This window comes from Pseudonocardia hispaniensis (assembly GCF_042658695.1).
Classification (GTDB): Bacteria; Actinomycetota; Actinomycetes; order Mycobacteriales; family Pseudonocardiaceae; genus Pseudonocardia; species Pseudonocardia hispaniensis.
The window spans coordinates 103,888-127,151 of the sequence record NZ_JBHSQW010000044.1 but is presented as its reverse complement, the minus strand read 5'-3'; the positions used below and the strand labels follow the sequence as shown (position 1 = coordinate 127,151).

The 23,264-nt window shown below is 74.0% G+C and carries 22 protein-coding genes; 8 read left to right on the top strand and 14 right to left on the bottom strand.

Annotated elements, in window-relative coordinates:
• Positions 1 to 5 precede the first annotated feature (5 nt).
• On the bottom strand, positions 6 to 1,103 hold the full coding sequence (locus ACFQE5_RS20800) for a pyridoxal-phosphate-dependent aminotransferase family protein (RefSeq protein ID WP_379587428.1): 1,098 nt from the start codon (positions 1,101 to 1,103) through the stop codon (positions 6 to 8).
• A 171-nt stretch (positions 1,104 to 1,274) separates the two neighbouring features.
• Positions 1,275 to 2,450: a methionine synthase gene (locus ACFQE5_RS20795; RefSeq protein ID WP_379587427.1), complete on the bottom strand. Its 1,176-nt coding sequence runs from the start codon at positions 2,448 to 2,450 to the stop codon at positions 1,275 to 1,277.
• A 163-nt stretch (positions 2,451 to 2,613) separates the two neighbouring features.
• Here ACFQE5_RS20795 and ACFQE5_RS20790 point away from each other — a divergent pair, with 163 nt between their 5' ends.
• A complete protein-coding gene (locus ACFQE5_RS20790) occupies positions 2,614 to 3,237 on the top strand; it encodes a hypothetical protein (protein ID WP_379587426.1) in 624 nt (207 codons plus the stop codon).
• Positions 3,238 to 3,246: 9 nt separating this feature from the next.
• Here the strand turns inward: ACFQE5_RS20790 and mnmA are convergent, their stop codons facing one another.
• The 6 genes from mnmA to ACFQE5_RS20760 all read right to left on the bottom strand — a co-directional run bounded on the left by mnmA (position 3,247) and on the right by ACFQE5_RS20760 (position 9,398).
• Complete coding sequence (gene mnmA, locus ACFQE5_RS20785) at positions 3,247 to 4,326, bottom strand: tRNA 2-thiouridine(34) synthase MnmA (protein WP_379587425.1); 1,080 nt, start codon at positions 4,324 to 4,326, stop codon at positions 3,247 to 3,249.
• Positions 4,327 to 4,341: 15 nt separating this feature from the next.
• A complete protein-coding gene (locus tag ACFQE5_RS20780) occupies positions 4,342 to 5,577 on the bottom strand; it encodes a cysteine desulfurase family protein (RefSeq protein WP_379587424.1) in 1,236 nt (411 codons plus the stop codon).
• A gap of 86 nt (positions 5,578 to 5,663) precedes the next feature.
• The gene (locus ACFQE5_RS20775) at positions 5,664 to 6,728 is read right to left on the bottom strand and encodes a lysophospholipid acyltransferase family protein (protein WP_379587423.1); all 1,065 of its coding nucleotides are present in this window, start codon (positions 6,726 to 6,728) and stop codon (positions 5,664 to 5,666) included.
• On the bottom strand, positions 6,725 to 7,486 hold the full coding sequence (locus ACFQE5_RS20770) for a GNAT family N-acetyltransferase (protein WP_379587421.1): 762 nt from the start codon (positions 7,484 to 7,486) through the stop codon (positions 6,725 to 6,727). The genes ACFQE5_RS20775 and ACFQE5_RS20770 overlap by 4 nt, the downstream gene beginning before the upstream one ends.
• Positions 7,487 to 7,630: 144 nt before the next feature.
• Positions 7,631 to 8,578 (bottom strand): electron transfer flavoprotein subunit alpha/FixB family protein, encoded by a 948-nt coding sequence (locus tag ACFQE5_RS20765; protein ID WP_379587419.1) that lies wholly within the window; start codon positions 8,576 to 8,578, stop codon positions 7,631 to 7,633.
• A gap of 25 nt (positions 8,579 to 8,603) precedes the next feature.
• Complete coding sequence (locus ACFQE5_RS20760) at positions 8,604 to 9,398, bottom strand: electron transfer flavoprotein subunit beta/FixA family protein (RefSeq protein ID WP_379587417.1); 795 nt, start codon at positions 9,396 to 9,398, stop codon at positions 8,604 to 8,606.
• Positions 9,399 to 9,925: 527 nt separating this feature from the next.
• On the opposite strand from ACFQE5_RS20760, the gene ACFQE5_RS20755 reads away from it, so the two are divergent.
• Positions 9,926 to 10,975, top strand: a complete 1,050-nt coding sequence (locus tag ACFQE5_RS20755) for a DMT family transporter (protein ID WP_379587415.1) — start codon at positions 9,926 to 9,928, stop codon at positions 10,973 to 10,975.
• 7 nt (positions 10,976 to 10,982) lie between these two features.
• On the opposite strand, the gene ACFQE5_RS20750 is transcribed toward ACFQE5_RS20755, so the two are convergent.
• Complete coding sequence (locus tag ACFQE5_RS20750) at positions 10,983 to 11,558, bottom strand: MarR family winged helix-turn-helix transcriptional regulator (RefSeq protein WP_379587413.1); 576 nt, start codon at positions 11,556 to 11,558, stop codon at positions 10,983 to 10,985.
• 116 nt (positions 11,559 to 11,674) lie between these two features.
• On the opposite strand from ACFQE5_RS20750, the gene ACFQE5_RS20745 reads away from it, so the two are divergent.
• The 3 genes from ACFQE5_RS20745 to ACFQE5_RS20735 are packed head-to-tail and all read left to right on the top strand — an operon-like array spanning position 11,675 to position 15,296.
• Complete coding sequence (locus tag ACFQE5_RS20745; RefSeq protein WP_379587411.1) at positions 11,675 to 12,439, top strand: class I SAM-dependent methyltransferase; 765 nt, start codon at positions 11,675 to 11,677, stop codon at positions 12,437 to 12,439.
• Complete coding sequence (locus ACFQE5_RS20740; protein ID WP_379587409.1) at positions 12,436 to 14,016, top strand: 1,4-alpha-glucan branching protein domain-containing protein; 1,581 nt, start codon at positions 12,436 to 12,438, stop codon at positions 14,014 to 14,016. The genes ACFQE5_RS20745 and ACFQE5_RS20740 overlap by 4 nt, the downstream gene beginning before the upstream one ends.
• A 32-nt stretch (positions 14,017 to 14,048) precedes the next feature.
• Positions 14,049 to 15,296, top strand: coding sequence for a glycosyltransferase family 4 protein (locus ACFQE5_RS20735; protein WP_379588061.1), 1,248 nt, complete (start codon positions 14,049 to 14,051; stop codon positions 15,294 to 15,296).
• A 59-nt stretch (positions 15,297 to 15,355) separates the two neighbouring features.
• Here ACFQE5_RS20735 and ACFQE5_RS20730 read toward each other — a convergent pair whose 3' ends face one another.
• The gene (locus ACFQE5_RS20730; protein WP_379587407.1) at positions 15,356 to 16,123 is read right to left on the bottom strand and encodes an acyltransferase; all 768 of its coding nucleotides are present in this window, start codon (positions 16,121 to 16,123) and stop codon (positions 15,356 to 15,358) included.
• 90 nt (positions 16,124 to 16,213) lie between these two features.
• Here ACFQE5_RS20730 and ACFQE5_RS20725 point away from each other — a divergent pair, with 90 nt between their 5' ends.
• Positions 16,214 to 17,170, top strand: coding sequence for a nucleoside hydrolase (locus ACFQE5_RS20725; RefSeq protein ID WP_379587405.1), 957 nt, complete (start codon positions 16,214 to 16,216; stop codon positions 17,168 to 17,170).
• A 35-nt stretch (positions 17,171 to 17,205) separates the two neighbouring features.
• On the opposite strand, the gene ACFQE5_RS20720 is transcribed toward ACFQE5_RS20725, so the two are convergent.
• From ACFQE5_RS20720 to ACFQE5_RS20705, 4 genes are all read right to left on the bottom strand, one after another.
• Positions 17,206 to 17,880: a response regulator transcription factor gene (locus tag ACFQE5_RS20720; RefSeq protein WP_379587403.1), complete on the bottom strand. Its 675-nt coding sequence runs from the start codon at positions 17,878 to 17,880 to the stop codon at positions 17,206 to 17,208.
• 181 nt (positions 17,881 to 18,061) lie between these two features.
• Entirely contained in the window at positions 18,062 to 19,027 is a 966-nt protein-coding gene (locus tag ACFQE5_RS20715) for a class I SAM-dependent methyltransferase (protein ID WP_379588060.1), read from the bottom strand.
• Positions 19,028 to 19,201: 174 nt separating this feature from the next.
• A complete protein-coding gene (locus ACFQE5_RS20710) occupies positions 19,202 to 19,981 on the bottom strand; it encodes an enoyl-CoA hydratase/isomerase family protein (protein WP_379587401.1) in 780 nt (259 codons plus the stop codon).
• A gap of 55 nt (positions 19,982 to 20,036) precedes the next feature.
• A complete protein-coding gene (locus tag ACFQE5_RS20705) occupies positions 20,037 to 20,852 on the bottom strand; it encodes an ABC transporter ATP-binding protein (RefSeq protein ID WP_379588058.1) in 816 nt (271 codons plus the stop codon).
• A gap of 38 nt (positions 20,853 to 20,890) precedes the next feature.
• On the opposite strand from ACFQE5_RS20705, the gene glgX reads away from it, so the two are divergent.
• Both glgX and ACFQE5_RS20695 read left to right on the top strand, forming a co-directional pair.
• On the top strand, positions 20,891 to 22,930 hold the full coding sequence (glgX, locus tag ACFQE5_RS20700) for a glycogen debranching protein GlgX (RefSeq protein WP_379587397.1): 2,040 nt from the start codon (positions 20,891 to 20,893) through the stop codon (positions 22,928 to 22,930).
• 49 nt (positions 22,931 to 22,979) lie between these two features.
• The gene (locus tag ACFQE5_RS20695; RefSeq protein WP_379587393.1) at positions 22,980 to 23,204 is read left to right on the top strand and encodes an FmdB family zinc ribbon protein; all 225 of its coding nucleotides are present in this window, start codon (positions 22,980 to 22,982) and stop codon (positions 23,202 to 23,204) included.
• Positions 23,205 to 23,264: the final 60 nt, after the last annotated feature.

Here is a 23,264-nt window from a genome sequence, read left to right as displayed (position 1 = left end):
CCCGCTCAGCCCAGCAGCTGGCGCACCGCCCCGAGCAGCGTGACCACCGAGCGCTCGGTGGCTGCGTGCCCCATCAGGCCGATCCGCCAGGCGCGTCCGGCGAATGCGCCCAGCCCGCCGCCGACCTCGATCCCGTACTCGGTGAGCAGCCGCTTGCGCAGCACTGCCTCGTCGAGCCCCTCGGGCAACGTCGCCGCGGTCAGCTGCGGCAGCCGCGCCCGCTCCGGCGCGATCAGCTCGAAGCCGAGCCCGGGCAGCGCGTCCTGCAGCATCGCGCCGATCCGGGCGTGCCGCTCCCACACGTTCTCCAGGCCCTCGGCCAGCAGCCGGCCGAGCCCGGCATGCAGCGAGTACGCCAGCGTCGAGGACGCCGTGTGATGGTAGGTGGGCGGGCTGGCCAGGTAGTAGTCCTGCAGCAGCCCGAGGTCGAGGTAGAAGGACTGGATCGGGGTACGGCGGGCCCGCATCCGTTCCACGGCCCGGGGGCTCAGGGTCACCGGGGCAAGCCCGGGCGGGGCGCCCAGGCATTTCTGGGTCGCTGAGTAGCAGGCGTCGATCTGCCATTCGTCGACCTCCAGCGGGGTTCCGCCCAGCGCGGTCACCGCGTCGACGAGCAACAGCGTGTCGGTTCCGGCGAGCTCGGGGCCGAGCGGGGCGACGTCGTTGCGGACCCCGGTCGAGGTCTCCGCGGCCACGACGGCGAGCAGCGCGGCCTGCGGGTTCGCCCGCTGCGCCGCGAGCAGGTCGGCGGGGTCGAGCGGACTGCCCCACGGCGCCTCGACCCGGACGACCTCGGCGCCGCCGCGGCAGGCGACCTCGCACAGCCGCTCGCCGAAGTACCCGTTGACGCCGACGATGATGGTCGCGCCCGGCTCCAGCAGCGACACCAGGCAGGCCTCCATCCCGGCCGATCCGGTGCCGCTGACCGGCAGGGTGAGAGCGTTGGCGGTGCGGAACACGGCCCGCAGCCGGTCGCCGATCTCGCTGATCACACCGAGGTAGTCCGGGTCGAGGTGGCCGAGCACCGGCCGGGTCAGCGCCTCGAGCGCCTCGGGGTAGGGGACGGAGGGGCCAGGGCCGAGCAGAAGGCGATCACCGTGCATACCCGCAACCTACGCCGGTGGCGTCGATCGCTCGCGCCGGACGCCCGCTCATGACGACGCCCCGACCCCGAGATCACCGTCCTGGCGGGCGCAGCCGCGACATCCGCGGCTCCCGCCACCGAAACGGCGATCATGCCGGGGCTGGGGGATCGGTCGGGGTGCCGACGCGCCCTACCAGCCCTCGGGCGGGTCGGTGAACGCCTGCCCCAGCTCCCGGGCGAGCGTCATCGCGCGCCGCGCCCAGTCGGGCGTCGCGCCCGCCAGCCCGCAGGCGGGGGTCGGCACGGCGAGCTCGGCCAGCCGGGCGCGGTCGAAGCCGAGCCGGTCGGCGAGATCGAACGCGGTGCGGGCCAACGCCTTGAGCTCCGGCTGCCGGGACGGCGCCACGGCCGGGACGATCCCGAGCAGCAGCGGCGTGCCCGCGTCCCAGACCTCGCCGAGCGCGTCCAGCAGCGCCGGGACGGCGGTGTCCCCGCTCAGCGCGGGCCGCGTCGCGTCGATCCCGATGCCCGCCGCCCCGATCCCGGCGAGCAGCCGTACCGGGGGCTGCGCGTCACAGCAGTGCACGACGACCGGCACCGGCAGCGCATCGATCATGCCGCGTAGGGCGTCCGCCGCGTCGGGTTCGGGCACCGCGGGCACCGTGCCGTACCCGGACGCGGTGGGCAGCGAGCCGCGCAGCACGGCGGGTAGCGACGGCTCGTCCAGCTGCACGAGCACCCGGGCTCCGGTGCGGGCGGCGACCTCGGCGACGTGGCCGCGCAGTCCCTCGGTGAGGCTCTCGGCGAACTCGCGAACCGCACCGTGGTCGGTGAGCACCCGGTGCCCCGACCGCAGCTCCACCGACGCCGCCAGCGTCCATGGGCCCGCCGCCTGCACCTTCACCCAGGCCGGCCGGGCGGCCTCGCAGGCCTCGTCGAGGGCGTCGACGTCGGCGCGCAGCAGGTCGACGGCCCGGCGCTGGTCGCGGCCCGGACGGGCGGTCACCCGGTAGGCGGTCGGCACCACCTCCACCGCGAGATCGACCAGCAGCGCCGCCGCGCGCCCGATCAGATCCGAGCCGACGCCGCGGGCCGGCAGCTCGGGCAGGTGCGGCAGCAGCGGCAGCTCCCCGACCACGGTCGCGGCGGCCTCCCGTGGATCGGTGCCGGGCAGCGAGCCGACACCGGTGGCCGCCCCCGCGGACCATCGTGCGGGCGGCTCGCCGACCGGCTCGGGCCCGGCCGCGGTGACGATGAGACCACCCGGATCCGATGGGGGTGAGCCGGGCGCGGGCCCGCCCGGCACCGCGCCGGACAGCCCCGCGGCGGCGAGCGCCGTGGCAAGCGGATCGGAGGGAATGCTCATGGCCGAGGTGTACCCGATGGGCTCCGGCGATGCGCCACCGCCCACCCCGGGCCGGTCGCCGACCGCACCGGAACGGCCGTTGCCTGAGCCGGCGGGGCGGAGGACCGTGAGACCCGCCGGTGGCGCCACCGGGGCGCTACCCCGATCGGAGGGGGATGGGGTCGTGTACGCACGTTCCGTCACGATGCAGGCCCGTCCGGAGTCGATCGACGCGGGTGTCGCGTACGTCCGCGACACGGTGCTGCCTCTGCTTCAGGACATCGACGGATGCATCGGTCTGTCCATGCTGGTCGACCGCCGGTCGGGCCGCTGCATCGCCACGAGCTCCTGGCAGACCAGGGAGGCGATGCTCGCCAGCGCGGACCAGCTGCGGCCGATCCGGGAGCGGGGCGCCGAGATCCTCGGCGCCGGCCCGCCGCAGGTCGACGAGTGGGAGATCGCGGTCCTGCACCGCGACCACACCTCGCGCCCCGGCGCCTGTGTGCGCGCCACCTGGGTGCGCACCGATCCGGCACAGGCCGAGCGGGCCATCGACGCGTTCAAGATGGGCGTGCTGCCGGCCGTCGAGGCCTTCGACGGGTTCTGCAGCGCCAGCCTGCTGGTCAACCGGGAATCCGGGCTCGGGGTCGGGGCGGTGAGCTTCGACAGCCGCGAGGCCCTGGACCGGAGCCGGGAGCACGCGGCCGGGCTGCGGGAGCGGGTCAGCCGGGACGCCGGCTTCGAAGTCGTCGAGGTCGGCGAGTTCGAGCTGGCGCTGGCCCACCTGCGGGTCCCCGAGCTGGTCTGACCGCCGCGCTCAGCGGGCGGCGGTGATGGTGGCGCTGCCCAGCACCACGTCCCCGGCCACGTCCGGCCGGTACAGCACCACGGCCTGCCCCGGCGCGACGCCGCGCAGTGGCTCGTCGAGGCGCACCCGCAGCGACTCGTCCGTGTCCTGCCAGGCCGTCGCCGGGGCGAGCCCGCCGTGCGCCCTGACCTGGGCGACGCAGCGGATCGGACCGTCCGGGGCGGCGCCACCGCACCAGACCGGGCGGGCGCCGTCGATCTCCCGGACGTCCAGCGCCGTGGCCGGGCCCACGGTCACGGTGCCGGTGGCGGGCTCGATGCCCAGCACGTAGCGGGGGCGCCCGTCGGCGGCGGGCCGGTCGATGCCCAGCCCCTTGCGCTGGCCGATCGTGAAGCCGTGCACACCGTCGTGCCGGGCCAGCTCCTGCCCGCTCTCGGCGTCGACGACCGGGCCGGGACGGGCACCGATCCGCTCGCCCAGGAACGCCCGGGTGTCCCCGGACGGGATGAAGCAGATGTCGTGGCTGTCGGGCTTGTCGGCCACCCGCAGCCCGCGCGCGGCCGCCTCGACCCGGACCTGCGGCTTCGGCGTGTCCCCGATCGGGAACAGGGCGTGCGCCAGCTGGCGGGCGGTGAGCACCCCGAGGACGTAGGACTGGTCCTTGTCCGGGTCGACGGCGCGGCGCAGCACCCCGCCCTGCAGCCGTGCGTAGTGCCCGGTGCAGACCGCGTCGAAGCCCAGGGCCAGCGCCTTGTCGGCCAACGCCGCGAACTTGATCTTCTCGTTGCACCGCAGGCACGGGTTGGGCGTCTGCCCGGCGGCGTAGGCGGCGACGAAGTCCTCGACGACGCTCTCGGTGAACTGGGCGGCGAAGTCCCAGACGTAGAACGGGATGCCCAGCACGTCGGCGGCGCGCCGGGCGTCGCCCGCGTCCTCCTTGGAACAGCAGCCCCGGGACCCGCCGCGCAGCGCCGCGGGCGTCTGCGACAGCGCCAGGTGCACCCCGACGACGTCGTGTCCGGCATCGACCGCCCGCGCCGCGGCGACCGCGGAGTCGACACCGCCGCTCATCGCGGCCAGGACCCTCATCACGCGCGGCCCGGATCAGCCCCGGCCGGCGGCCGCCCGCCGGTGCGCGCGGCCGTTCCCGTTCTGGCCCGCGCGCCGGGCCCGCTCGACGACCTGCCCGATCACCGCGGCGACGGCGTCGACGTCCTCGGCTGTGGAGGTGTGGCCCAGCGAGAAGCGCAGCGACCCGCGGGCGGTGGCCTCGTCGGCGCCCATCGCCAGCAGCACATGGCTGGGCTGGGCGACCCCCGCGGTGCAGGCCGAACCGGTGGAGCACTCGATGCCGTGCGCGTCGAGCAACATGATCAGGCTGTCCCCCTCGCAGCCGGGGAACGACAGGTGGGCGTTGCCCGGCAGCCGCGACGGCCCGCCGTCGACGAGGCCGGTGCCGGGGTCGCCGTTGAGCCGGGCGTCCGGGACCGCGGCGAGCACCCGGGCCACCAGGTCGTCGCGCAGCTTCGCGAGAACCTCGGCGCGGCGCGGCGCGTCGGCCACCGCGAGCTCGACAGCGGTGGCCAGCCCCAGCACCGACGGCATGTCGATCGTCCCGGAGCGCACGTCGCGTTCCTGCCCGCCGCCGTGCAGCAGCGGGGTGAGCCCGACCTCGCGGCTCAGCAGCAGCGCGCCCGCACCGTAGGGGCCGCCGAGCTTGTGCGCGGTGAGCGTGAGCGCGTCGGCGCCGGAGGCCGCGAAACGGACCGGGAGGATGCCGACCGCCTGCACGGCATCGGTGTGCATCGGGATGCCGAACTCGTGGGCGATGCCGGCCAGCTCGCGGATCGGGTTCACCGTGCCGACCTCGTTGTTCGCCCACATCACCGAGACCAGCGCAACGGTCTCGGGCGCGCGCTCCACGGCGGCCCGCAACGTCTCCGGGCGAACCCGGCCCCATTCGTCGACCTCGAGCAGCTCCAGCTGCGCACCCTCATGCTCGGCCAGCCATTCGGCCGAATCCAGGACCGCGTGGTGCTCGATCTCGGAGACCAGCACGCGGGTACGCCGCGGGTCGGCCGCCCGGCGCGACCAGTACAGGCCCTTGACCGCGAGGTTGTCGCTCTCGGTGCCACCGGTGGTCAGCACGACCTCGGACGGACGGGCACCGACCGCCGCGGCGAGCCGCTCGCGGGCCTCCTCGACCAGTCTTCGGGATCGCCGGCCCGACGAGTGCAGGGACGAGGCGTTGCCGGTCATCGCCAACGCCTCACTGACCGCCGCCACCGCCTGCGGGAGCATCGGTGTCGTGGCGGCGTGGTCGAGATAGGTCGCGTTCACCCCGGTCACAGTCCGTCCCGTCGGTCATCACCGGCGTCCAGCGTAGTCGCCGAGACATGTCCCCGGGCCGCGGCCCTGCGCCCCGGCTACGCCCCCACGTCGACCTCGCGCTGGACGTGCGGTCTCGGTCCGCCGTCACCGGCGTTTCGGCGAGGACCATGCCGACGACCACGGGACGTCTCGACGCCGTGCGCGCCGCTCGCACACCCGGTCCAGGAGGACGCGGGCGACGGGCCGTGTCGGGTCGCGGCCGGGCGCGAGACCGGGCCGGGATGCACCGGATGTGCCACGCCGGTCACCGCGGCGATCGCCGCACCCGCCGCGGCGGCCAGCTCGCGGCGGTCGGCCGCGCCGGGGCCGATCGCCGGCAGCACGGTCAGCTCGCACACCAGACCGGGCAGCCCCATGGCCCGGCGCAGCGCACCGAGGAAGGTGTCCTCGCCGATGAACGCGGCCGCCCTGGCCGGGGTGCCGTCCCGCAGCCGCAGCGTGATTGCCACCGGGCGCACCGGCGCGCCCGCCTCGAGCGCGGCCTGGAACGCCGCGCGCCGGAACGGGCCCGCGGCGCCGCCGCACCACGTCGTCCCCTCCGGGAAGACGCCGACGACCTCGCCCGCGCCCAGCGCCTCGGCCACCGCCGCGGCCGTCGCGGGCAGCCCACGCAGTCCCGCCCGGTCGACGAACAGCGTCCCTGTCCGGGCGGCCAGCGCGCCGATGACCGGCCAGTCGCGGACCTCCCGCTTGGCGAGCATCCGGACCGGCTGTGCGGCGCCGAGCGCGAGCACCTCGATCCAGGACAGATGGTTGGCCACCACCAGGGCCCCTTCGCCGGGCTCGGCGTAGCGGCCGCCGCGGATCCGCAGCCGCACCCCTGCCGCGCGCAGCACACCGCGGGACAGCCACGCGACGGTCCGGCCGCGCAGGCGCGCGCGCGGCAGCCAGACGAGAGGGAGGGCCACGAGCAGCAGCGCCGTCAGCGCGCAGCACCGCCGCGCGATCCGCAGCCGGCGCGGCGGGCCCCCGGGTGGTAGGCAGGCGGGCCCGCACGGGGAGTAGGGCATCCAGGCCCCACCGGGGCGGTCGGTCGCGGGCGAGGGGCCGGGATGGATCGCCCCGACGACGGCGGCCGACGCGGGTGCGCGCTCGGTCACCGATCCCCGCCGAGGAAGAACCGCAGGTAGCGGTCGTCGATGTGGTCGAGGCCGAGCAGGACGAAGAAGTCGGCGGCACCGAAGTCCGGATCGTGCGCGGGCGGTCCGCAGACCCACGCCCCCAGCCGCAGGTAGCCGCGCAGCAGCGGGGGCATGGCGCCGCGCCGGTGGCGGATGGTCTCCGCGGGCCACGGTTGCAGCGGGCGTACCCGGTACCGCTCGGGCGAGAGGTGTCGCGTCTGCGCCCGCTCCCAGACGCCCGCGGCGAGCGCCCCGCCGTCCTGCAGGGGAACGCTCGCGCAACCGGCCAGCCAGCGGTGGCCGGTGAGCAGCAGGTACCGGGCGATCCCGGCCCAGATCAGTCCGACGACGGCGCCGTCGCGGTGGTCGGGGTGCACGCAGGATCGGCCCGCCTCCACCAGCGACAACCGCAGCGGCGCAAGCGCGGCCAGGTCGAACTCGCCCTCGGAGTAGAGGGCACCCGCCATGGCCGCCCGCTCCGGCGGCAGCAGCCGATAGGTTCCGACGATCTCCCCGGTGCTGTCGTCGCGGGCCACCAGGTGGTCGCAGAACTCGTCGAAGCGGTCCGCGTCGATGCCGGGCGCGGGGCCGTGCAGGTCGGCGCCCAGCTCGGTGGCGAACACGTGATGGCGCAGTCGCTGGGCGGCCCGCACCGCACCGGCATCGGTCGTCAGCAGCAGGGAGTACCGGGATCCGGCCGCCTCCGGCGTCCGGACCAGTACCTGTGAAGAGGTCACGGAGACCTTGTACGTGGCCAGGGCGAACACCCGGACCCACCGGCGACGACACCCGGGTGGCAGCGGGGTGAACAGACGCCGGTGCGGCGGGCCGGAACGCGACAGCGCCCCCGGCCGTGACCGGGGGCGCTGCGGGCGCAGCCGTCAGCCCTTGCGCTTGGCGATCTCCTCCTGCAGCTGCGGGGCGACCTTGAACAGGTCCCCGACGACGCCGAAGTCGGCGATCTCGAAGATCGGCGCCTCGGGGTCCTTGTTCACCGCGATGATCGTCTTGCTGGTCTGCATCCCGGCCCGGTGCTGGATCGCGCCGGAGATGCCCAGCGCGATGTACAGCTGCGGGGAGACCGTCTTACCGGTCTGTCCGACCTGGAACTGGTGCGGGTAGTAGCCCGAGTCCACCGCGGCGCGGGACGCGCCGACCGCGGCCCCGAGGGCGTCGGCGAGGCCCTCCACGAGCGCGAAGTCATCCGCCGAGCCGACCCCGCGACCACCCGCGACGACGACCGACGCCTCGGTGAGCTCCGGACGGTCGCCGCCGACGATCGGCTCACGGCTGATCACCGCGGCGCTGCGCCCGGCCGCCGCGGGCACCTCGACGGTCTCCTCGACGCCGGCGCCGTCGGCCGGTTCGACCTCCACCGAACCCGGGCGCAGGGTGATCACCGGATGCCCGGTGTTCGCCGTGGCCTCGGCGATGTAGGCGCCGCCGAACACCGAATGCGTCACGCCCGACGCCGACACGGCGACCGCGTCGACCAGCAGCGCCGAGTTGGTGCGAACCGCGAGCCTGCCCGCGATCTCCCGGCCGTCGGCCGTCGCCGAGATCAGCACCGCCGCCGGGTCGACCCGCTCGATCAGCGACGCGAGCACCCCCACCTGCGGGGTCAGGAACTCGTTCGAGTCGGTCTCCGCGACGTAGATCTTCGCCGCGCCGTGCCCGCGCAGCCCCTCGGCGAGCCCCGCCGCGGTCCCGGCCGGGCCCACCACGACCGCCGCCGGCTCGCCCAGCGTCCGCGCCGCGGTCAGCAGCTCATACGTGCTCTTCTTGATCTCACCGTCGAGGTGGTCGACGAGGACCAGTACCTCAGCCATGACTGTTCTCCTCCGTCGATCCGGGTCAGATGAGCTTCTGCGCCACGAGGTACGCGGCGATCTTCGCGCCGCCGTCGCCCTCGTCCTCGATCTTCTCGCCCGCGCTCTTCGGCGGCTTCGGCTGCGAGCTCGTCACGCTCGACAGGGCATTGGCCAGACCCACCTCCGACGCGTCGATCCCGGCATCGGCCAGGCTCAGGGTCGTCACCGGCTTCTTCTTCGCCGCCATGATTCCCTTGAACGAGGGGTACCGCGGCTCGTTGATCTTCTCGCCGACGCTCACCACCGCGGGCAGCTCGGCGGTCAGGTGGGTCACCCCGTCGTCGGTCTCGCGCTTCACCTTCACCGTCGAGCCCTCGACCGCGATCTCCCGGGCGTGGGTGAGCGCCGGCAGCCCCAGCAGGTCGGCGACCATCGCGGGCAGCGCGGCGGCCCGGCCGTCCGAGGCCTCGTTCCCGGCCAGGACCAGATCGACCCCGTCGATCGTGCCCAGCACCTTGGTCAGCGCGCGCGCGGTCTGCACCGCGTCGCTGCCGCGCAGCGCCTCGTCCGACAGGTGCACCGCGGCGTCGGCCCCCATCGACAGCGCCTTGCGGATCGCATCCGTGGCCCGGTCCGGGCCCATGGTCACCACGATCACCGTCGAATCACCAGCGCCGTCGTGCGACTCCTTCAACTGCAGGGCAGCCTCGACCGCCCGCTCGTTGATCTCGTCCAGCACCGCATCCGTGGCGTCCCGGTCCAGAGTGTGGTCAGAACCGGAGAGCTTTCGCTCCGAGTAGGTATCCGGCACCTGCTTGACCAGCACAACGATCTTCATCGGACCTCTTCGACCTCCTGCCGGTGAGCGGCGCACGCCCCGTGCAGTACACCGCTTGCTCGCAAAACCTCTTCCGGGGCGCTGCAGCCGATGGCCGCAACCCGGTGGCCGGGGGCGGTCGCGGCGCCGTGCCCGTTCGATCGTCGAACTGTGCCAGCCACGGCCGCTGGGCGGCTGGGCGGGCGACCTCCTGAGCATTCTTACCGGGGGGTATCGGCACGGCAAACGCACGGCGGGGTGAGAACACTCACCACCGACGAGGCTCCGCACAGGCCGGTGACGGGGGCCTGCGGTATCGGATGACCAGCGGGATGAGCACGAACGGTGGTCGTGGCGCCGGAATCGCCACGATCGTGCCGATGACCCGCCGGCCGGTCCGGTGCGGATGACCCACCGGGGGATCACCGAGGGCCGGGTCGGGGGAATTCCGGATGACGGCCGCGTATTGAAGGGTCAAGGTGACTCCGGGCCGGGCCCGGGGCGCCCGACCCGCATCGTGGCTCGTCCGTCGATCCCGGGGAGACGAAGTGATCGTCATCGCGCTGGCTCTGGCGTCGGCGGCGCTGGCCGCGCTCAGCGCCGCCGGCGAACAGCGCGCTGCGTCGCGGCTGGCCCGGAAGGTGCGGCAGAGCGCGCCCCCTCCGGCACCGGGCGCCACCGCGGACCCCCGCCGGCAGGTGATGCGGCGCAGGTTGCGTCACGGCCTCGGCTTCGCGTTCGCGCTGCTCACCACGCCGCTGTGGCTGGCCAGCTGGGTCGTCGACGGCGGCAGCTTCGTCCTGCAGGCGGCGGCGCTGCACCTGGGGTCACTGTCGGTGGTGCAGCCGCTGATGGTGACGACACTGCTGTTCAGCATTCCGCTGGCCGCCCTGGGTACCGGTCGCCGGCCGAGCCTGCTGGACTGGGTCGGTGCCGTCGCCGTGTGCGGCGGGCTGGTGCTGGTGCTGTCCACCCGCGGCTCGTCCGGCATCGAGGTGGCGAACCACGCCACCTTGATCCCGGCGGTGCTCGCCGTGCTCCTGCTCGCGGCCCTGCTGGTGGTGCTGGCGCGGGGCCGGTCGGCACCGGTCGGCGCGGCGATGCTCGCGGTCAGTGCCGGGGTGCTGTTCAGCGTGGGCGCCGCCGTGACGAAGCTCACCACGGCGACCGCCGTCGACGGCGGCTTCGTCGGGCTGCTGACCAGCTGGCCCGGTTACGCCCTGGCGGCCGTCTCGCTGGTCTCGTTCAGCCTCCAGCAGGCGGCGTACGCCCGCGGCCCACTGGCCCCGGCGATGACGGCCATCGTCATCGCCGACCCGCTGACCAGCTACCTGCTCGGCGTCGTCGGGTTCGGTGAGCCACTGCCGGCGCCGGGTGCTCCGCTCGCCCTGGCGGCGCTGGGGATGGGAGTCCTCATCACCGGGATCGCGGTACTGGCCCATTCGCCGCTGCTGCGACCCGCGGACGCCGGCGAGCGCCCGGCATCCGCGCCGCCCACCCGGGCGAGCGCCAGCACGGGCGACCGCGGCGACGGCGTCCCTCCGGGCACCGGTGCGGGTCGACGCTACGCCGCGACGGGATACCCCAAGGGGCACTGAGCCATCCTCACGCGCTCGTTCGCGGCTCATGGTCCGAGCAGTCCACCCGCAGCCCACCCTGCGTCAGCGCCGTCTCCAGCAGGGTGCACCAGGCCTCGGGGCCGTCACGGAAGAATCGGCAGGTCAGGCACGTTCGCGCGGTGCTGATATGCCCCCCGGCGTGGAGCGCGGCGATCGCCCGGAGCAGCGTCTCCAGCGCCACGGACTTCGCCGCGGTCGGCTGCCCGCCCACGGCGGCGCGCAGCGGGTCCGGCCAGTGCCGCAGCCGCCGCGCCACGGCCCGTCCGGTGGCGGTCGCGGTCCAGGCCCGCCCTGAGCGCAGCCCGCGTTCGACCAGTCCCTTGCGGGCCAGCGCCTGGACCGCGTCGCTGACCGTCGGCGCCGACACCTCCAGCCAGCCCGCCAGCGCACCGGTCCCCTGCGGCGGGGCGGTGTCCGCGGTGATCCGCAGCAGCAGCTGGGCCTGGGTCAGCGACAGCCCCTCGGCGAGGGCGCCACGGCGCAGCATGGCGCGCGCGGCGTCGCCGAGCCGCTCGACGGCATCCACCAGCCGCTGGTCAAGGTCCGGCAGCTCGTGGGTCATTGCGACCTCCCCGTCTGCGACCCGTCCACCTGCAGCCTACGGGCCCGGCGCGAGGGGGGTCGGCGGCGCCGCGATGCGCCCGCGCGGCGAACCGGCGCCGGTAGAGTGCACCGGCGATGACCGACAGTGATGGTGATCAGCAGGGTCTCCTGCCCGTCACGGGCGAGCGGACGGTACCGGGGGTCAGCCAGGAGAACTACTGGTTCCGCCGTCACGAGGCCGTCTACCGCGCGCTGGCGGCCCGGTGCGCGGGGGCGGTCGTGCTCGAGGCGGGCTGCGGTGAGGGCTACGGCGCCGACCTGCTGGCCACCGGTGCGCGCCGGGTCCTCGCGCTCGACTACGACTCGCTCGTCACCGCACACGCGGCCCGTCGGTATCCGCGGGTGGCGGTGGCCCGGGCCAACCTGGTCGCCCTACCCACCGCCACCGGCGCCGTCGACGTCGTCATCTCGCTGCAGGTGATCGAACATCTCTGGGAGCAAGCCCGGTTCCTGGCCGAATGCGCGCGGGTGCTGCGCCCCGGTGGCGCGCTGCTGCTGTCCACCCCGAACCGGATCACGTTCTCCCCCGGCCGCGACACTCCGCTCAACCCGTTCCACACCCGCGAGTTCGCCCCGGCGGAGCTGGCGGACCTCATCGCCGCGGCCGGATTCGCCGACGTCGAACTGCACGGGCTGCACCACGGGCCGCGACTGCGCGAGCTCGACGCCCGGCATGGCGGCTCGCTCGTCGACGCTCAGGTGGCGGTGGCCGTCGGCGGGTGCGAGTGGCCCGCGGACCTGCGCGCCGACGTCGCGGCGGTGCGCACCGAGGACTTCGAGCTGCGGCCCGACGGGCTGGCGGACAGCCTGGACCTCGTGGCGATCGCGGTTCACCGATGATCGGGACCTTCTGCCTCGTGCTGCACAGCCACCTGCCCTGGCTGGCCCACCACGGGCGCTGGCCGGTCGGCGAGGAATGGCTCTATCAGTCCTGGGCGCATTCCTACCTCCCGGTGGTCGAGGTGCTGCACACGCTGGCCGAGGAGGGTCGGCGCGATCTGGTGACCCTGGGCGTCACCCCGGTGCTGGCCGCCCAGCTCGACGACCCGCACTGCCTGCGCGGCATGCACGACTGGCTGGGCGGCTGGCTGCTGCGCGCCCATGGCGCGGCGCCGCGGCTGCCGGAGCTGGCGGCGCGCGAGCACCGGCTGGCGAGCGCGGCGCTCGCGCAGTTCGAGACCCGCTGGCGCCACGGCGCATCCCCGATCCTGCGCGCGCTGGCCGACACCGGCGTCTGCGAGCTGCTCGGTGGCCCGGCCACCCATCCGTTCGCCCCGCTGCTCGATCCCCGGGTACGCGGGTTCGCGCTGGAGACCGGGCTGGCCGATGCCACCCGGCGGATCGGCCACCGGCCCGCCGGGATCTGGGCACCGGAGTGTGGCTACGCACCCGGGATGGAGGAGGGCTATGCCGCGGCGGGGGTGCGCCGGTTCCTCGTCGACGGCCCCGCGCTGCACGGCGACACCGCGCTGGCGCGCACCGTCGGCGACTCGGACGTGGTGTGCTTCGGCCGCGACCTCGACGTCACCTACCGGGTGTGGTCGCCGCGCAAGGGCTACCCCGGCGGCCGGGACTACCGCGACTTCCACACCTTCGACCACCCGTCGGGCCTCAAGCCGGCCCGGGTCACCGGCCGCACCGTGCCGCCGGAACGCAAGCGGGCGTACGACCCGGTGCGGGCCGCCGCCGCCGTGGCGCGCGACGCCGCGGACTTCGTGTCGGTGGTGCGGGAGCGGCTCGTCGGGATCCGCGAACGGCTGGGGCGGCCGGGACTGACCGTGGCCGCGTTCGACACCGAGCTGTTCGGGCACTGGTGGCATGAGGGCCCGGCCTGGCTGGCGGCAGTGTTGCGGGCGCTGCCGGACGCCGGGGTACGGGTCTCGACCCTGCGCGGCGCGGTCGACGCGGGACTGGTGACAGGGCCGGTGCGGCCGCCCGCGTCGTCGTGGGGGTCGGGCAAGGACTGGCGGGTGTGGGCGGGCGGGCAGGTCGCCGACCTGGTGGCGCAGCAGGCCGACGTGCAGCGCGAACTGCTCGCCGCCGTCGACCGACCCGCCTCGTGGTGCGAACGCTCCGAGACGGTTGCCCGGGAACAGCAGGTTCGTGGCATTCGCAGCGGTCGGACGGGCACGGTCCCGATCGGCCGCGACCCGGTCATCGACGCGCTGGCCGGGCAGGCGCTGCTGGCCCTGTCGAGCGACTGGGCGTTCATGGTCAGCAAGAACTCCGCCGCCGGCTACGCGCGCTCCAGGGCGGACCTGCACGCCGGCCGGGTGGGCGAACTGGCCCGGCTGCTGCGCGCGGGCAGGCGTCGCAGCGCGGCGCGGCTCGCCTCCGGCTGGGGGTGCGACGCCGTGTTCGGCCATCTCGACGCCCGGGGCCTGTGCGCCGTTTCGCCCGCGCCAACCGTTCGGTAGACCCGATTCGACCGTTTGCCAAGATGACCCGGATGCGGGTGCTGATGTTGTCGTGGGAGTACCCCCCCGTCCTCGTCGGGGGCCTCGGCAGGCACGTCCACGCGCTGGCCGGCGAGCTCGCCGCCGCCGCGCACGAGGTCGTCGTGCTCTCCCGCCAGGCCACCGGCACCGACGCGAGCACCCATCCGACCTGTGATGAACACGTCGGCGGGGTCCGGGTGCTGCGGGCGGCCGAGGACCCGCCCCATCTCGAGTTCACGCGAGACCTGGTTGCCTGGACCCTCGCGATGGGCCACAGCATGCTCCGCACCGCGCTGCTTCGGCTCGGGGACTGGCGTCCCGACGTGATCCACGCCCACGACTGGCTCGTCGCCCACCCCGCGATCACCCTCGCCGACCTGCTGGACATCCCGCTCGTCGCGACCCTGCACGCCACCGAGGCGGGGCGGCACGGGGGGTGGCTGTCCACACCGCTCAACCAGCAGGTGCATTCCGTGGAGTGGTGGCTGGCCCAGCGGGCCGACTCGGTGATCACCTGTTCGCGCTCGATGCGCGACGAGGTGGCCGGCCTGTTCGAGCTCGACGCGGCGTCGATCGCCGTGGTGCAGAACGGAATCACCGCCCGGCGCTGGCGAGTCGGCCGGACCGCGGTGACCGCGGCGCGCGACCGCTACGCGCCCGGGGGTGTCCCGCTGCTGCTCTTCGTGGGTCGCCTGGAGTACGAGAAGGGCGTTCAGGATCTGCTGGCGGCCCTGCCCCGGATCCGCCGCCGCCATCCCGGCACCCGGCTCGTCATCGCCGGACAGGGCACGCAGCGAGAGTTCCTCGTCGACGAGGCGCGCCGGCACCGCGTGCGGCGCGCTGCCACGTTCGCCGGGCATCTCCCGGACTCCGAACTGGCCGCGCTGCTCACCGCGACGGACGCGGTCGTGCTGCCCAGCCGTTACGAGCCGTTCGGCATCGTCGCCCTCGAGGCGGCCGCCGCGGGGGCACCACTGGTCGCTTCGACCGCGGGCGGGCTGGGCGAGGTGGTACTCGACGGCGTCACCGGGGTGTCGTTCGCTCCCGGCGACGTGCCCGGGCTGGCCGCCGCGGTCGGTACGGTCCTCGACGATCCGGCCGCCGCGGCGCGGCGAGCCCACGCGGCACGGGCCAGGCTCGGCTCGGAGTTCGACTGGACCAGGGTGGCAGCCCACACGGCGGCGGTCTACACCCGCGCGCCCGCCGGCGGTCCCGTCGAGCTGGCCCGACCCAAGATCCCCACCGGCCAGGCCCTGTGAGTGCGGCGCTGTGAGTGCGGCGCAGTGCTCTAACCCCGCGCCGCGCTCACAGGGCATTCTCACCTGCGCAGATGCGGACCGCCCCGGCCGAGCCGCGCGCGCACCGCGGCCTGCGTCTTACGCGCGATATCGGCCACCGCCGCCCGCTGCTGGGCCGCGGCCTCGTAGTCGGCACGCCGGTCGCGCACAACCCGGGCCGGGGCTCCGACCGCGATCGAGTACTCCGGGATGTCACCGCGCGCCACGGCATGCGCTCCCAGCGCGCTCCCCCGCCCGATCCGGGTGCCGCGCAGCACCGACGACTTGACCCCGAGCCAGCAGTCCGGCCCGATCCGTACCGGCGCCTTCACGATGCCCTGGTCCTTGATCGGCACGTGTACGTCCGCGGTGACATGGTCGAAGTCGGTGACGTACACCCAGTCCGCGATGATCGTCGCCGCCCCGATCTCGACGTCGAGGTGGCAGTTGACCGTGTTGTGGCGACCGAAGACGACCTTGTCGCCGATCCGCAGCGATCCCTCGTGGCAGCGAATCGCATTGCCGTCGCCGATATGGACCCACCGGCCGATCTCCAACCGGCCGTACCCAGGCCGTGCGTGGAGTTCCACATTCTTGCCGAGGAAGATCATGCCGCGCAGGATCACGTGCGGATTCGCCAGCCGGAACCGCAGCAGCCGCAGGTAGCGCACGAGATACCACGGTGTGACGGCACGATGGCGGATCACCCAGCGCAGCGACTCCCAGGTGAGAAAACGCGCCTGCCGGGGATCGCGAGGGCTGCGCCGCGTCGATCGGCCCGTGGCCCGTCGTCGCCGCCTGCTGCTCACCCGAGTGAGCCTATGCGGGGACTGGGCCCGGTTCGCCAGGGTGGTTCGACGCAGGCCCGTCGCCGTCGGCGACTGTGCCAGGCTGGGACGGTGCCGACCCCCTTGATCATCGACACCGACCCGGGCGTGGACGATGCCGTCGCGCTGCTGCTCGCGCTGGCCAGCCCGGAGGTCGAGGTGCGCGCGGTCACCACGGTCTTCGGCAACGTCCCGCTGCCGGTCACGACCGCCAACGCGGCGCGGCTGCTCGCGCTGGCCGGCCGCGACGACGTCCCGCTGGCCGCCGGGGCCGACCGACCGCTGGTGCATCCGCAACGCGAACGCGCCGAGAGCTGGCACGGCGCCGACGGTCTCGGCGGGCTGGCCGCCGGCCTGCCCGAGCCCGCCGCGGGACCCGACCCGCGCGGGGCGGTCGGGCTGATGGCCGACGTGCTGCGGGCCGCACCGGAGCCGGTCACCGTCGTCCCGATCGGCCCGCTGACCAATGTCGCCCTGCTGCTGGCCGTCCACCCCGAGCTGACCGCCCGGATCGGACGAATCGTGGCGATGGGCGGGTCGCTCGGCGCGGGCAACACGACCGGTGCGGCGGAGTTCAACGTCTTCTCCGACCCCGAGGCCGCACATCGGGTGTTCACCCAGGCCGAGGTGCCCGTGACACTCGTGCCGCTCGATCTCACGATGCGCTGCCTCGCGGACCGTCGCTGGCTCGCCGACCTGGCCGCGAGCGGCCCGCGCTGCGCGCAACTCGCCGCGATGATCGGGCATTACCACGACGCGTTCCGGACCCGGTATGGCCTCGACGCGGTGGCGCTGCACGACGCACTGGCGGTGCTGGAGGCGGTCGTGCCCGGGACGCTGCGCACCACCGGGCTCCCGCTGCGCGTGGCCTGCGATCTGGGCCCGGCGCGGGGGGTCGTCGTCGCCGACCGCCGGCCTGCGGCCCCGGGCCCGCAGGTGCACGTCGCGCTGGACGCCGACATCCCGGCCGTGCTCAGCGAGATACTGACGCGGCTTCATGCCTGGTCAGCACCCCCTGTGAGTGCGTAACAGTGTTAGAACACTGTTACGCACTCACAGGGGGGTTAGACGAGGCAGTTCTCGATCGCGTAACGCACGAGTGCCGCGCGACCGGACAGCTCGAGCTTGCGCAGCATGCGCTGGACGTGGTTCTCCACCGTGCGCGGCGACAGCACCAACCGAGTTGCGATCTGCCGCGCCGTGAGTCCCTCGACGACCAGAGCCAGCACCTCGGACTCCCGCTGGGTCAGCCGCGGCGCCCCCGCCCGGACCCCGCCGCTGTAGGAGTCGAGCACCTCGGCGGCCAGTCCCGGGGTGAACACCGTCTCCCCCGCCGCAATGCGCCGCACCGCGTCGGGGACGTCGATCCACGCGGACGTGCGCACCACGAAGCCGGCCGCCCCCGCGCGCACCGCCGCAAGGACCAGGCCGTGCGCCGGGTCCGCCGCGACGGCCAGCACCGGCACCGTGGGCATCGTCGCGACCAGTTCCGCGACGATCTCGGCGCCTCCACCGACGTCGGCGACGATGACCGTTCCCGGCCCTGCCAACGGCGCGGCCGCCGCCGCGACGGCGACGGTGCCCGCCACCGTGAGCCCGGCGGCACGCAGGTCGCCGGCGAGTCCGTCCGCCGCGGCCCCTTCGCCCACGACGACGACGCCGGGCGGCTCGCCCGCCCCCTCGTCGGGGCCGGACTCGGGCGAGCACCCGATCGAGAGCCCGCTCGCCGCCTCGCTCATCGCACACCTCCGCGTCGGATGCTGCCATCGCCGAGCGCGAAGCCCGTTCCTGGGATCTCGGCACCACCCGGACGGCGAGCAATGATCACTCAGGGTATGACGGGATCCGTGACGCAGCGTCAGAGCGTCCGCGTGGCGCGGCTCGATCGCGTCGCGGGGCCGCGCCCGACCCGATCGGGCGCTACGCCGTCCCGGTGATCAGTGCGTTGTAGAACCATCCCCGCGGCACCACCCGCGAGAGCACCTGCCGGTCCAACCACGACAGTCGCTGCCAGCTGCGGTAGGCGAACATCGCCCACCGCATCCCGAGCTTCTCCGCGGGCACCGCGGCCTCGACGGTGCGCAATGGCCAGCCGAGCATCGCGGCGGTGAACTCCTCGGTCACCACCCGCACGTCGCCGGCCCCCGCGCGATGCGCGATCGCCTCCAGCTCGGCCGGCTCGAACACGTGCTGGTCGACGACGGCCTCCAGTGCGGCCGCCCGCGACGACTCGTCGAGTTCGGCCTGCGGGCGCCGCCAGCCCCCCAGCCCCGGAAGCCGGGTGACCGTCGTGACGGTCTTCCAGGTCAGCGCGCCGAGCCGACGGGCGTAGCGATCGCCGATCCGCGTCGGCTCACCGGCGAAGACGAACCGCCCGCCCGGCCGCAGCACCCGGAGCACCTCACGCAGCGCTCCCTCGACGTCGGGAATGTGATGCAGTACGGCGTGCCCGACGACCACGTCGAACGTGTCGTCGTCGTAGGGGATCCGCTCTGCGTCGGCAACGCGGCCGTCGACCCTGCCCTCGCACAGGCCGAGGCTCCCGGCGTTGCGCAGGGCCGCCTGCACCATGCCGGGGGAGAGATCGGTCAGCGAGCCGCGCTCGGCCAGACCGGCTTGCATGAGGTTGAGCAGAAAGAAGCCGGTTCCGCAGCCCAGCTCCAGCGCCCGCGCGTAGGGCCAGTCGGCGTCCCCGGCGATATGGCGGAACCGGTCGGCGGCGTAGGTGATGCAGCGTTCGTCGTAGGAGATGGACCACTTCTCGTCGTACGAGCCGGCTTCCCAATCGTGGTACAGGACGTTGGCCAGTTTCGGGTCGCGCCGCGCCGCCGCCACCTGCTCGGCCGTCGCATGCGGGTTCGGCGCCGGCTCGGCGGCCCGGGAGATCGCCGGCGGCGGAACGGTCGCGCCGTCCCGCAGCCGTCGATCATGCACGGTCATCGGTGTCGAACAGGGTCGAGAGCGGTTCGGGAACCGGTCGCCGGGCTCGGGATGCCGGTCATGGTTGCTCCTTCGTCCACGCCACGGCCGGATGATCCTCGGCCCACCGGTCCCGAGGACTCAGCGCCCGGTGAAGCTCGCCTTCCCCGGGCCGTTCTCGATGAACGACTGCATGCCGATCGTCCGGTCCTCGGTGGCGAACAACCCGGCGAACACATCCGACTCGATGTCGAGGCCGGTCCGCAGGTCGGCGTCGAGACCGCCGTCGATCGCCTTCTTCGCCGCGGCGAGGGCCAGCGCGGGGCCGTTGGCGAACTGCGCGGCGTACTCGAGCGCGCGGCTGTAGACCTGGTCCGCGGGGACGACCTCGTCGACCAGGCCGATGGCCAGCGCCTCCTGGGCGTCCACGAACCGTCCGGTGTAGACCATGTCCTTCGCCCGGGCCGGGCCGATCAGCCGGGCGAGCCGCTGGGTGCCGCCGCCGCCGGGGATGATGCCGAGCAGGATCTCCGGGACGCCGAGCTTGGCGTTGTCACCCACGATCCGCCGGTCGGCGCTCAGCGCGACCTCGAGACCGCCGCCCAGCGCGTATCCGGTGACCGCGGCGATGGTCGGCTTCGGGATCGTCGAGATCGCACCGAGCCCGGCGGACAGCCGCCGCGCGATCGGAGCCATGTCCGAATAGGACATGGTGGACATCTCCTTGACGTCCGCGCCGGCCGCGAAGACCTTCTCGCCGCCGTAGATGACGACCGCACGGATATCGTCACGCCGGGTCGCCTCGCCAGCCAGCTCGAGCAGTTCCTCCTGCACCTGGCGGTTCAGCGCGTTCATCGGCGGCCGGTCGAGGCGGATGGTGCCCACGCCGTTGTCGACCTCGAGGCTCACGAACTCAGTCACGTCGCGCACCCTAACCCGCCGATCGCCGATCTGAGCACACGACGTGGAGCAGACCTCAGCGCAGCCACGCCGTATACCGGCCGCGCCGGCGCTGCACGGCCAACGGAAGGTCGAACGTCGCCGAGAGGTTCTCGTCGGTGAGCACATCGTCGAGCAGCCCGGCGGCGATGACCCGACCCGCGCGCAGCAGCAGGCCGTGCGTGTAGCCGGGTGGGATCTCCTCGACATGATGGGTGACCAGCACCGACGCCGGCGCGTCCGCGTCGGCTGCCAGCGCCGCGAGCCGACCGACCAGGTCCTCGCGCCCGCCGAGGTCCAAACCGGCCGCGGGCTCGTCGAGCAGCAGCAGCTCGGGGTCGGTCATCAGGGCGCGGGCGATCAGCGTCCGCTTGCGTTCGCCTTCCGACAGCGTCCCGAACGCCCGGCCGGCCAACCGCTCGACCCCCAGCGCCGCCAACAGGTAGCGCGCCCGGTCGGTGTCGGTCGCGTCGTAGTGCTCGCGCCAGCGGCCGAGCACCCCGTATCCGGCGCTCACCACGACGTCGCTGACAACCTCGTCGCCGGGCACCCGCACGGCGAGATTCGCCGAGGCGAACCCGATGCGCGGGCGCAGCTCGAACACGTTCACCCGGCCGAGCCGCTCGCCGAGCACGTCCACCGTGCCCGCCGTCGGATGCAGCTCGGCGGCGGCCAGGCGCAGCAGCGTCGTCTTGCCGGCGCCGTTGGGCCCGAGCACGACCCAGCGCTCGTCGAGCTCGACCGACCACGCGACGTCGGTGATCAAGGTGGTGGCGCCGCGACGCACGTCGACGCCGTCCATATGGATGACGAGGTCGCGAAGATCGCAGTCGGTGACGGTCGGCTCAGGCAGGGATCCGGGCGAGGCCACGCGCTCTATCCTCGCCGATCGTGCCGGTCTTCCCGTTGGGTGCCCATGTCGACGACGACGGGGTGCGCTTCGCGGTCGCCTCGACCAGCGCGGACGCCGTCGAGGTGTGTCTGGTGGACGACACCGGCGAGCCGGGCAGCCCGCTGACCGAACGGCGGGTCGAGCTCACCGAGCAGACCTTCGGCGTCTGGCACGGACATGTCCGCGGCGTGCGCCCCGGGCAGCGCTACGGCTATCGGGTGCACGGTCCCTACCGCCCCCGGGAGGGCCTGCGCGCGAACCCTGCCAAGATCCTCGTCGACCCCTACGCGCGGCGGATCACCGGCCACGTCACCGACCTCGGCGTCGCCCGCGGCTGGCGCGACGACCCGATGACCGGGCCGCCGTGCCCGGTCGACTCGCTCGGGCATGTCCCGCTCTCGGTGGTGACCGCGCAGCAGCCCGGGCCGCGCCGGCCGCGTCCGACCGTCCCGTGGGCGGAGACGGTCCTCGCCGAGGTGCACGTGCGCGGCTATACGATGCGCCACCCCGAGGTTCCGCCCGAGCAGCGGGGCAGCTATCTGGGGCTCGCGCACCCCGCCGTGATCGCCCATCTGCAGCGGGTCGGGGTGACGACGCTCGAACTGCTGCCGGTCGCGTCGTTCGTCAGCGATCCCGCGCTGCTGGAGCGCGCAGCGTCGAACTATTGGGGCTATTCGACGCTGGGGTTCATGGCCCCCCACCCCGGGTACGCCAGCGTCCCCGGCGCCGAGCTCACCGAGTTCGCGACGATGGTCGAGGCGCTGCACGCGGCAGGGATCGAGGTCATCCTCGACATGGTCCCCAACCACACCTGCGAGGGCGACATCGGCGGCACGACGCTGTGTTACCGCGGTCTGGACGCGCGGGCGTACTACTCGCTGACCGCCGACGGGCGCGACGCCGACATCACCGGGTGCGGCAACACCCTCGACTCCGGCTCGCCCACGCTGATCCGCCTGGTCTGCGACGCCCTGCGGCACTGGGTGACGACGTTCGGCGTCGACGGGTTCCGGATCGACCTCGCCAGCGTGCTCGGCAGGCCCCGTTCGGGCCCGTTCGACCCGTACGCCCCACTGCTCACCGCGATCGCCGTCGATCCGGTCCTCTTGACGACGAAGCTGATCGCCGAACCCTGGGATGCCACCGCGGAGGGCTACCGGGTCGGGGGTTTCGACGTCGTCTGGTCGGAATGGAATGGGCGCTACCGCGATGCGGTGCGCGACTTCTGGCGCGGACAGGGCCGGGTCGGCGAACTGGCGTCCCGGATCACCGGCAGCTCCGACATCTACGCCCCGTCCCGGCGACGGCCCTGGGCCTCGATCAACTTCGTCACCGCACACGACGGTTTCACGATGCGTGACCTCGTTTCCTACGAGCGCAAGCACAACGAGGCCAACGGGGAGGGCAACCGGGACGGGTCCGACGACAACCGATCGCAGAACTTCGGTGTCGAGGGCGAGAGCGACTCACCGGTGATCCGGGCGCGGCGGCTGGCCACCGCGCGGGCGATGTTCGCCACGCTGCTGCTGTCCACCGGAACCCCGATGCTGCTGGCGGGCGACGAGCGGTGGCACACCCAGGGCGGCAACAACAACGCCTACTGTCTCGACGACGAGTCGACGTGGATCGACTGGGCGGCCTGCGACGGGATCGCCGATCGGCTGACCGAGTTCGTCGCGCGCGTCGCGGCGCTGCGGCGTTCGCACCCGGACCTGCATCGCGACCGCTTCTTCACCAACAGCGAGGCCCGCTGGTGGCATCCGTCGGGGCGGCAGATGACCGAGCACGACTGGCACGAGCACACCGCGTGCGCGGTCGGGCTGCTCACCCGCGACCGGCTGATGCTGCTGCACGGCGGCGCGACGGCGCTGGCCTGGACGTTGCCGGCGAAGGGCCGGTTCTGGCCGGTGCTGGACAGCAGCACCGGCGACGGCCGCCCGGTCTCGACCCGGCCGGCACCGGGCGGCGCGACGATCACGCTGCCCCCGCGCTGTGTGCTCCTGCTGCTGCGCACGCCACCCCCGCCCGTGAGTGCGTAACAGTGTTCTAACACTGTTACGCACTCACAGCCCGCGCTAGCGTGCAGCTATGCCTCGCTACGAGTTCCGCTGCCGGGAATGCGACACCACCTTCGAGGTCAACCGGCCGATGAGCGCCGCGGGGGACCCGGCGCAGTGCCCCGGTGGGCACGACGACACCGTCAAGCTGCTCAGCACCGTCGCGCTGGCCGGGGCGGCCGGGCGCGGCCGCCCCGCTCCGGTTCCGGCGGCCCCCATGGGTGGATGCTGTGGCGGGGGCTGCGGTTGCGGCTGATCACGGGCCCCTGTGAGTGCGTAACAGTGTTCTAACACTGTTACGCACTCACAGGGGGGA

Excerpts from the sequence above, each read along its gene's own strand:
- ACFQE5_RS20720 (WP_379587403.1), bottom strand. The coding sequence starts at position 17,880 with ATGAGCGAGGCGGCGAGCGGGCTCTCGATCGGGTGCTCGCCCGAGTCC.
- ACFQE5_RS20800 (WP_379587428.1), bottom strand. The coding sequence starts at position 1,103 with ATGCACGGTGATCGCCTTCTGCTCGGCCCTGGCCCCTCCGTCCCCTAC.
- ACFQE5_RS20740 (WP_379587409.1), top strand. The coding sequence starts at position 12,436 with ATGATCGGGACCTTCTGCCTCGTGCTGCACAGCCACCTGCCCTGGCTG.
- ACFQE5_RS20750 (WP_379587413.1), bottom strand. The coding sequence starts at position 11,558 with ATGACCCACGAGCTGCCGGACCTTGACCAGCGGCTGGTGGATGCCGTC.
- ACFQE5_RS20745 (WP_379587411.1), top strand. The coding sequence starts at position 11,675 with ATGACCGACAGTGATGGTGATCAGCAGGGTCTCCTGCCCGTCACGGGC.
- ACFQE5_RS20760 (WP_379587417.1), bottom strand. The coding sequence starts at position 9,398 with ATGAAGATCGTTGTGCTGGTCAAGCAGGTGCCGGATACCTACTCGGAG.
- ACFQE5_RS20795 (WP_379587427.1), bottom strand. The coding sequence starts at position 2,450 with ATGAGCATTCCCTCCGATCCGCTTGCCACGGCGCTCGCCGCCGCGGGG.
- ACFQE5_RS20695 (WP_379587393.1), top strand. The coding sequence starts at position 22,980 with ATGCCTCGCTACGAGTTCCGCTGCCGGGAATGCGACACCACCTTCGAG.
- ACFQE5_RS20765 (WP_379587419.1), bottom strand. The coding sequence starts at position 8,578 with ATGGCTGAGGTACTGGTCCTCGTCGACCACCTCGACGGTGAGATCAAG.
- ACFQE5_RS20735 (WP_379588061.1), top strand. The coding sequence starts at position 14,049 with ATGCGGGTGCTGATGTTGTCGTGGGAGTACCCCCCCGTCCTCGTCGGG.
- mnmA (WP_379587425.1), bottom strand. The coding sequence starts at position 4,326 with ATGAGGGTCCTGGCCGCGATGAGCGGCGGTGTCGACTCCGCGGTCGCC.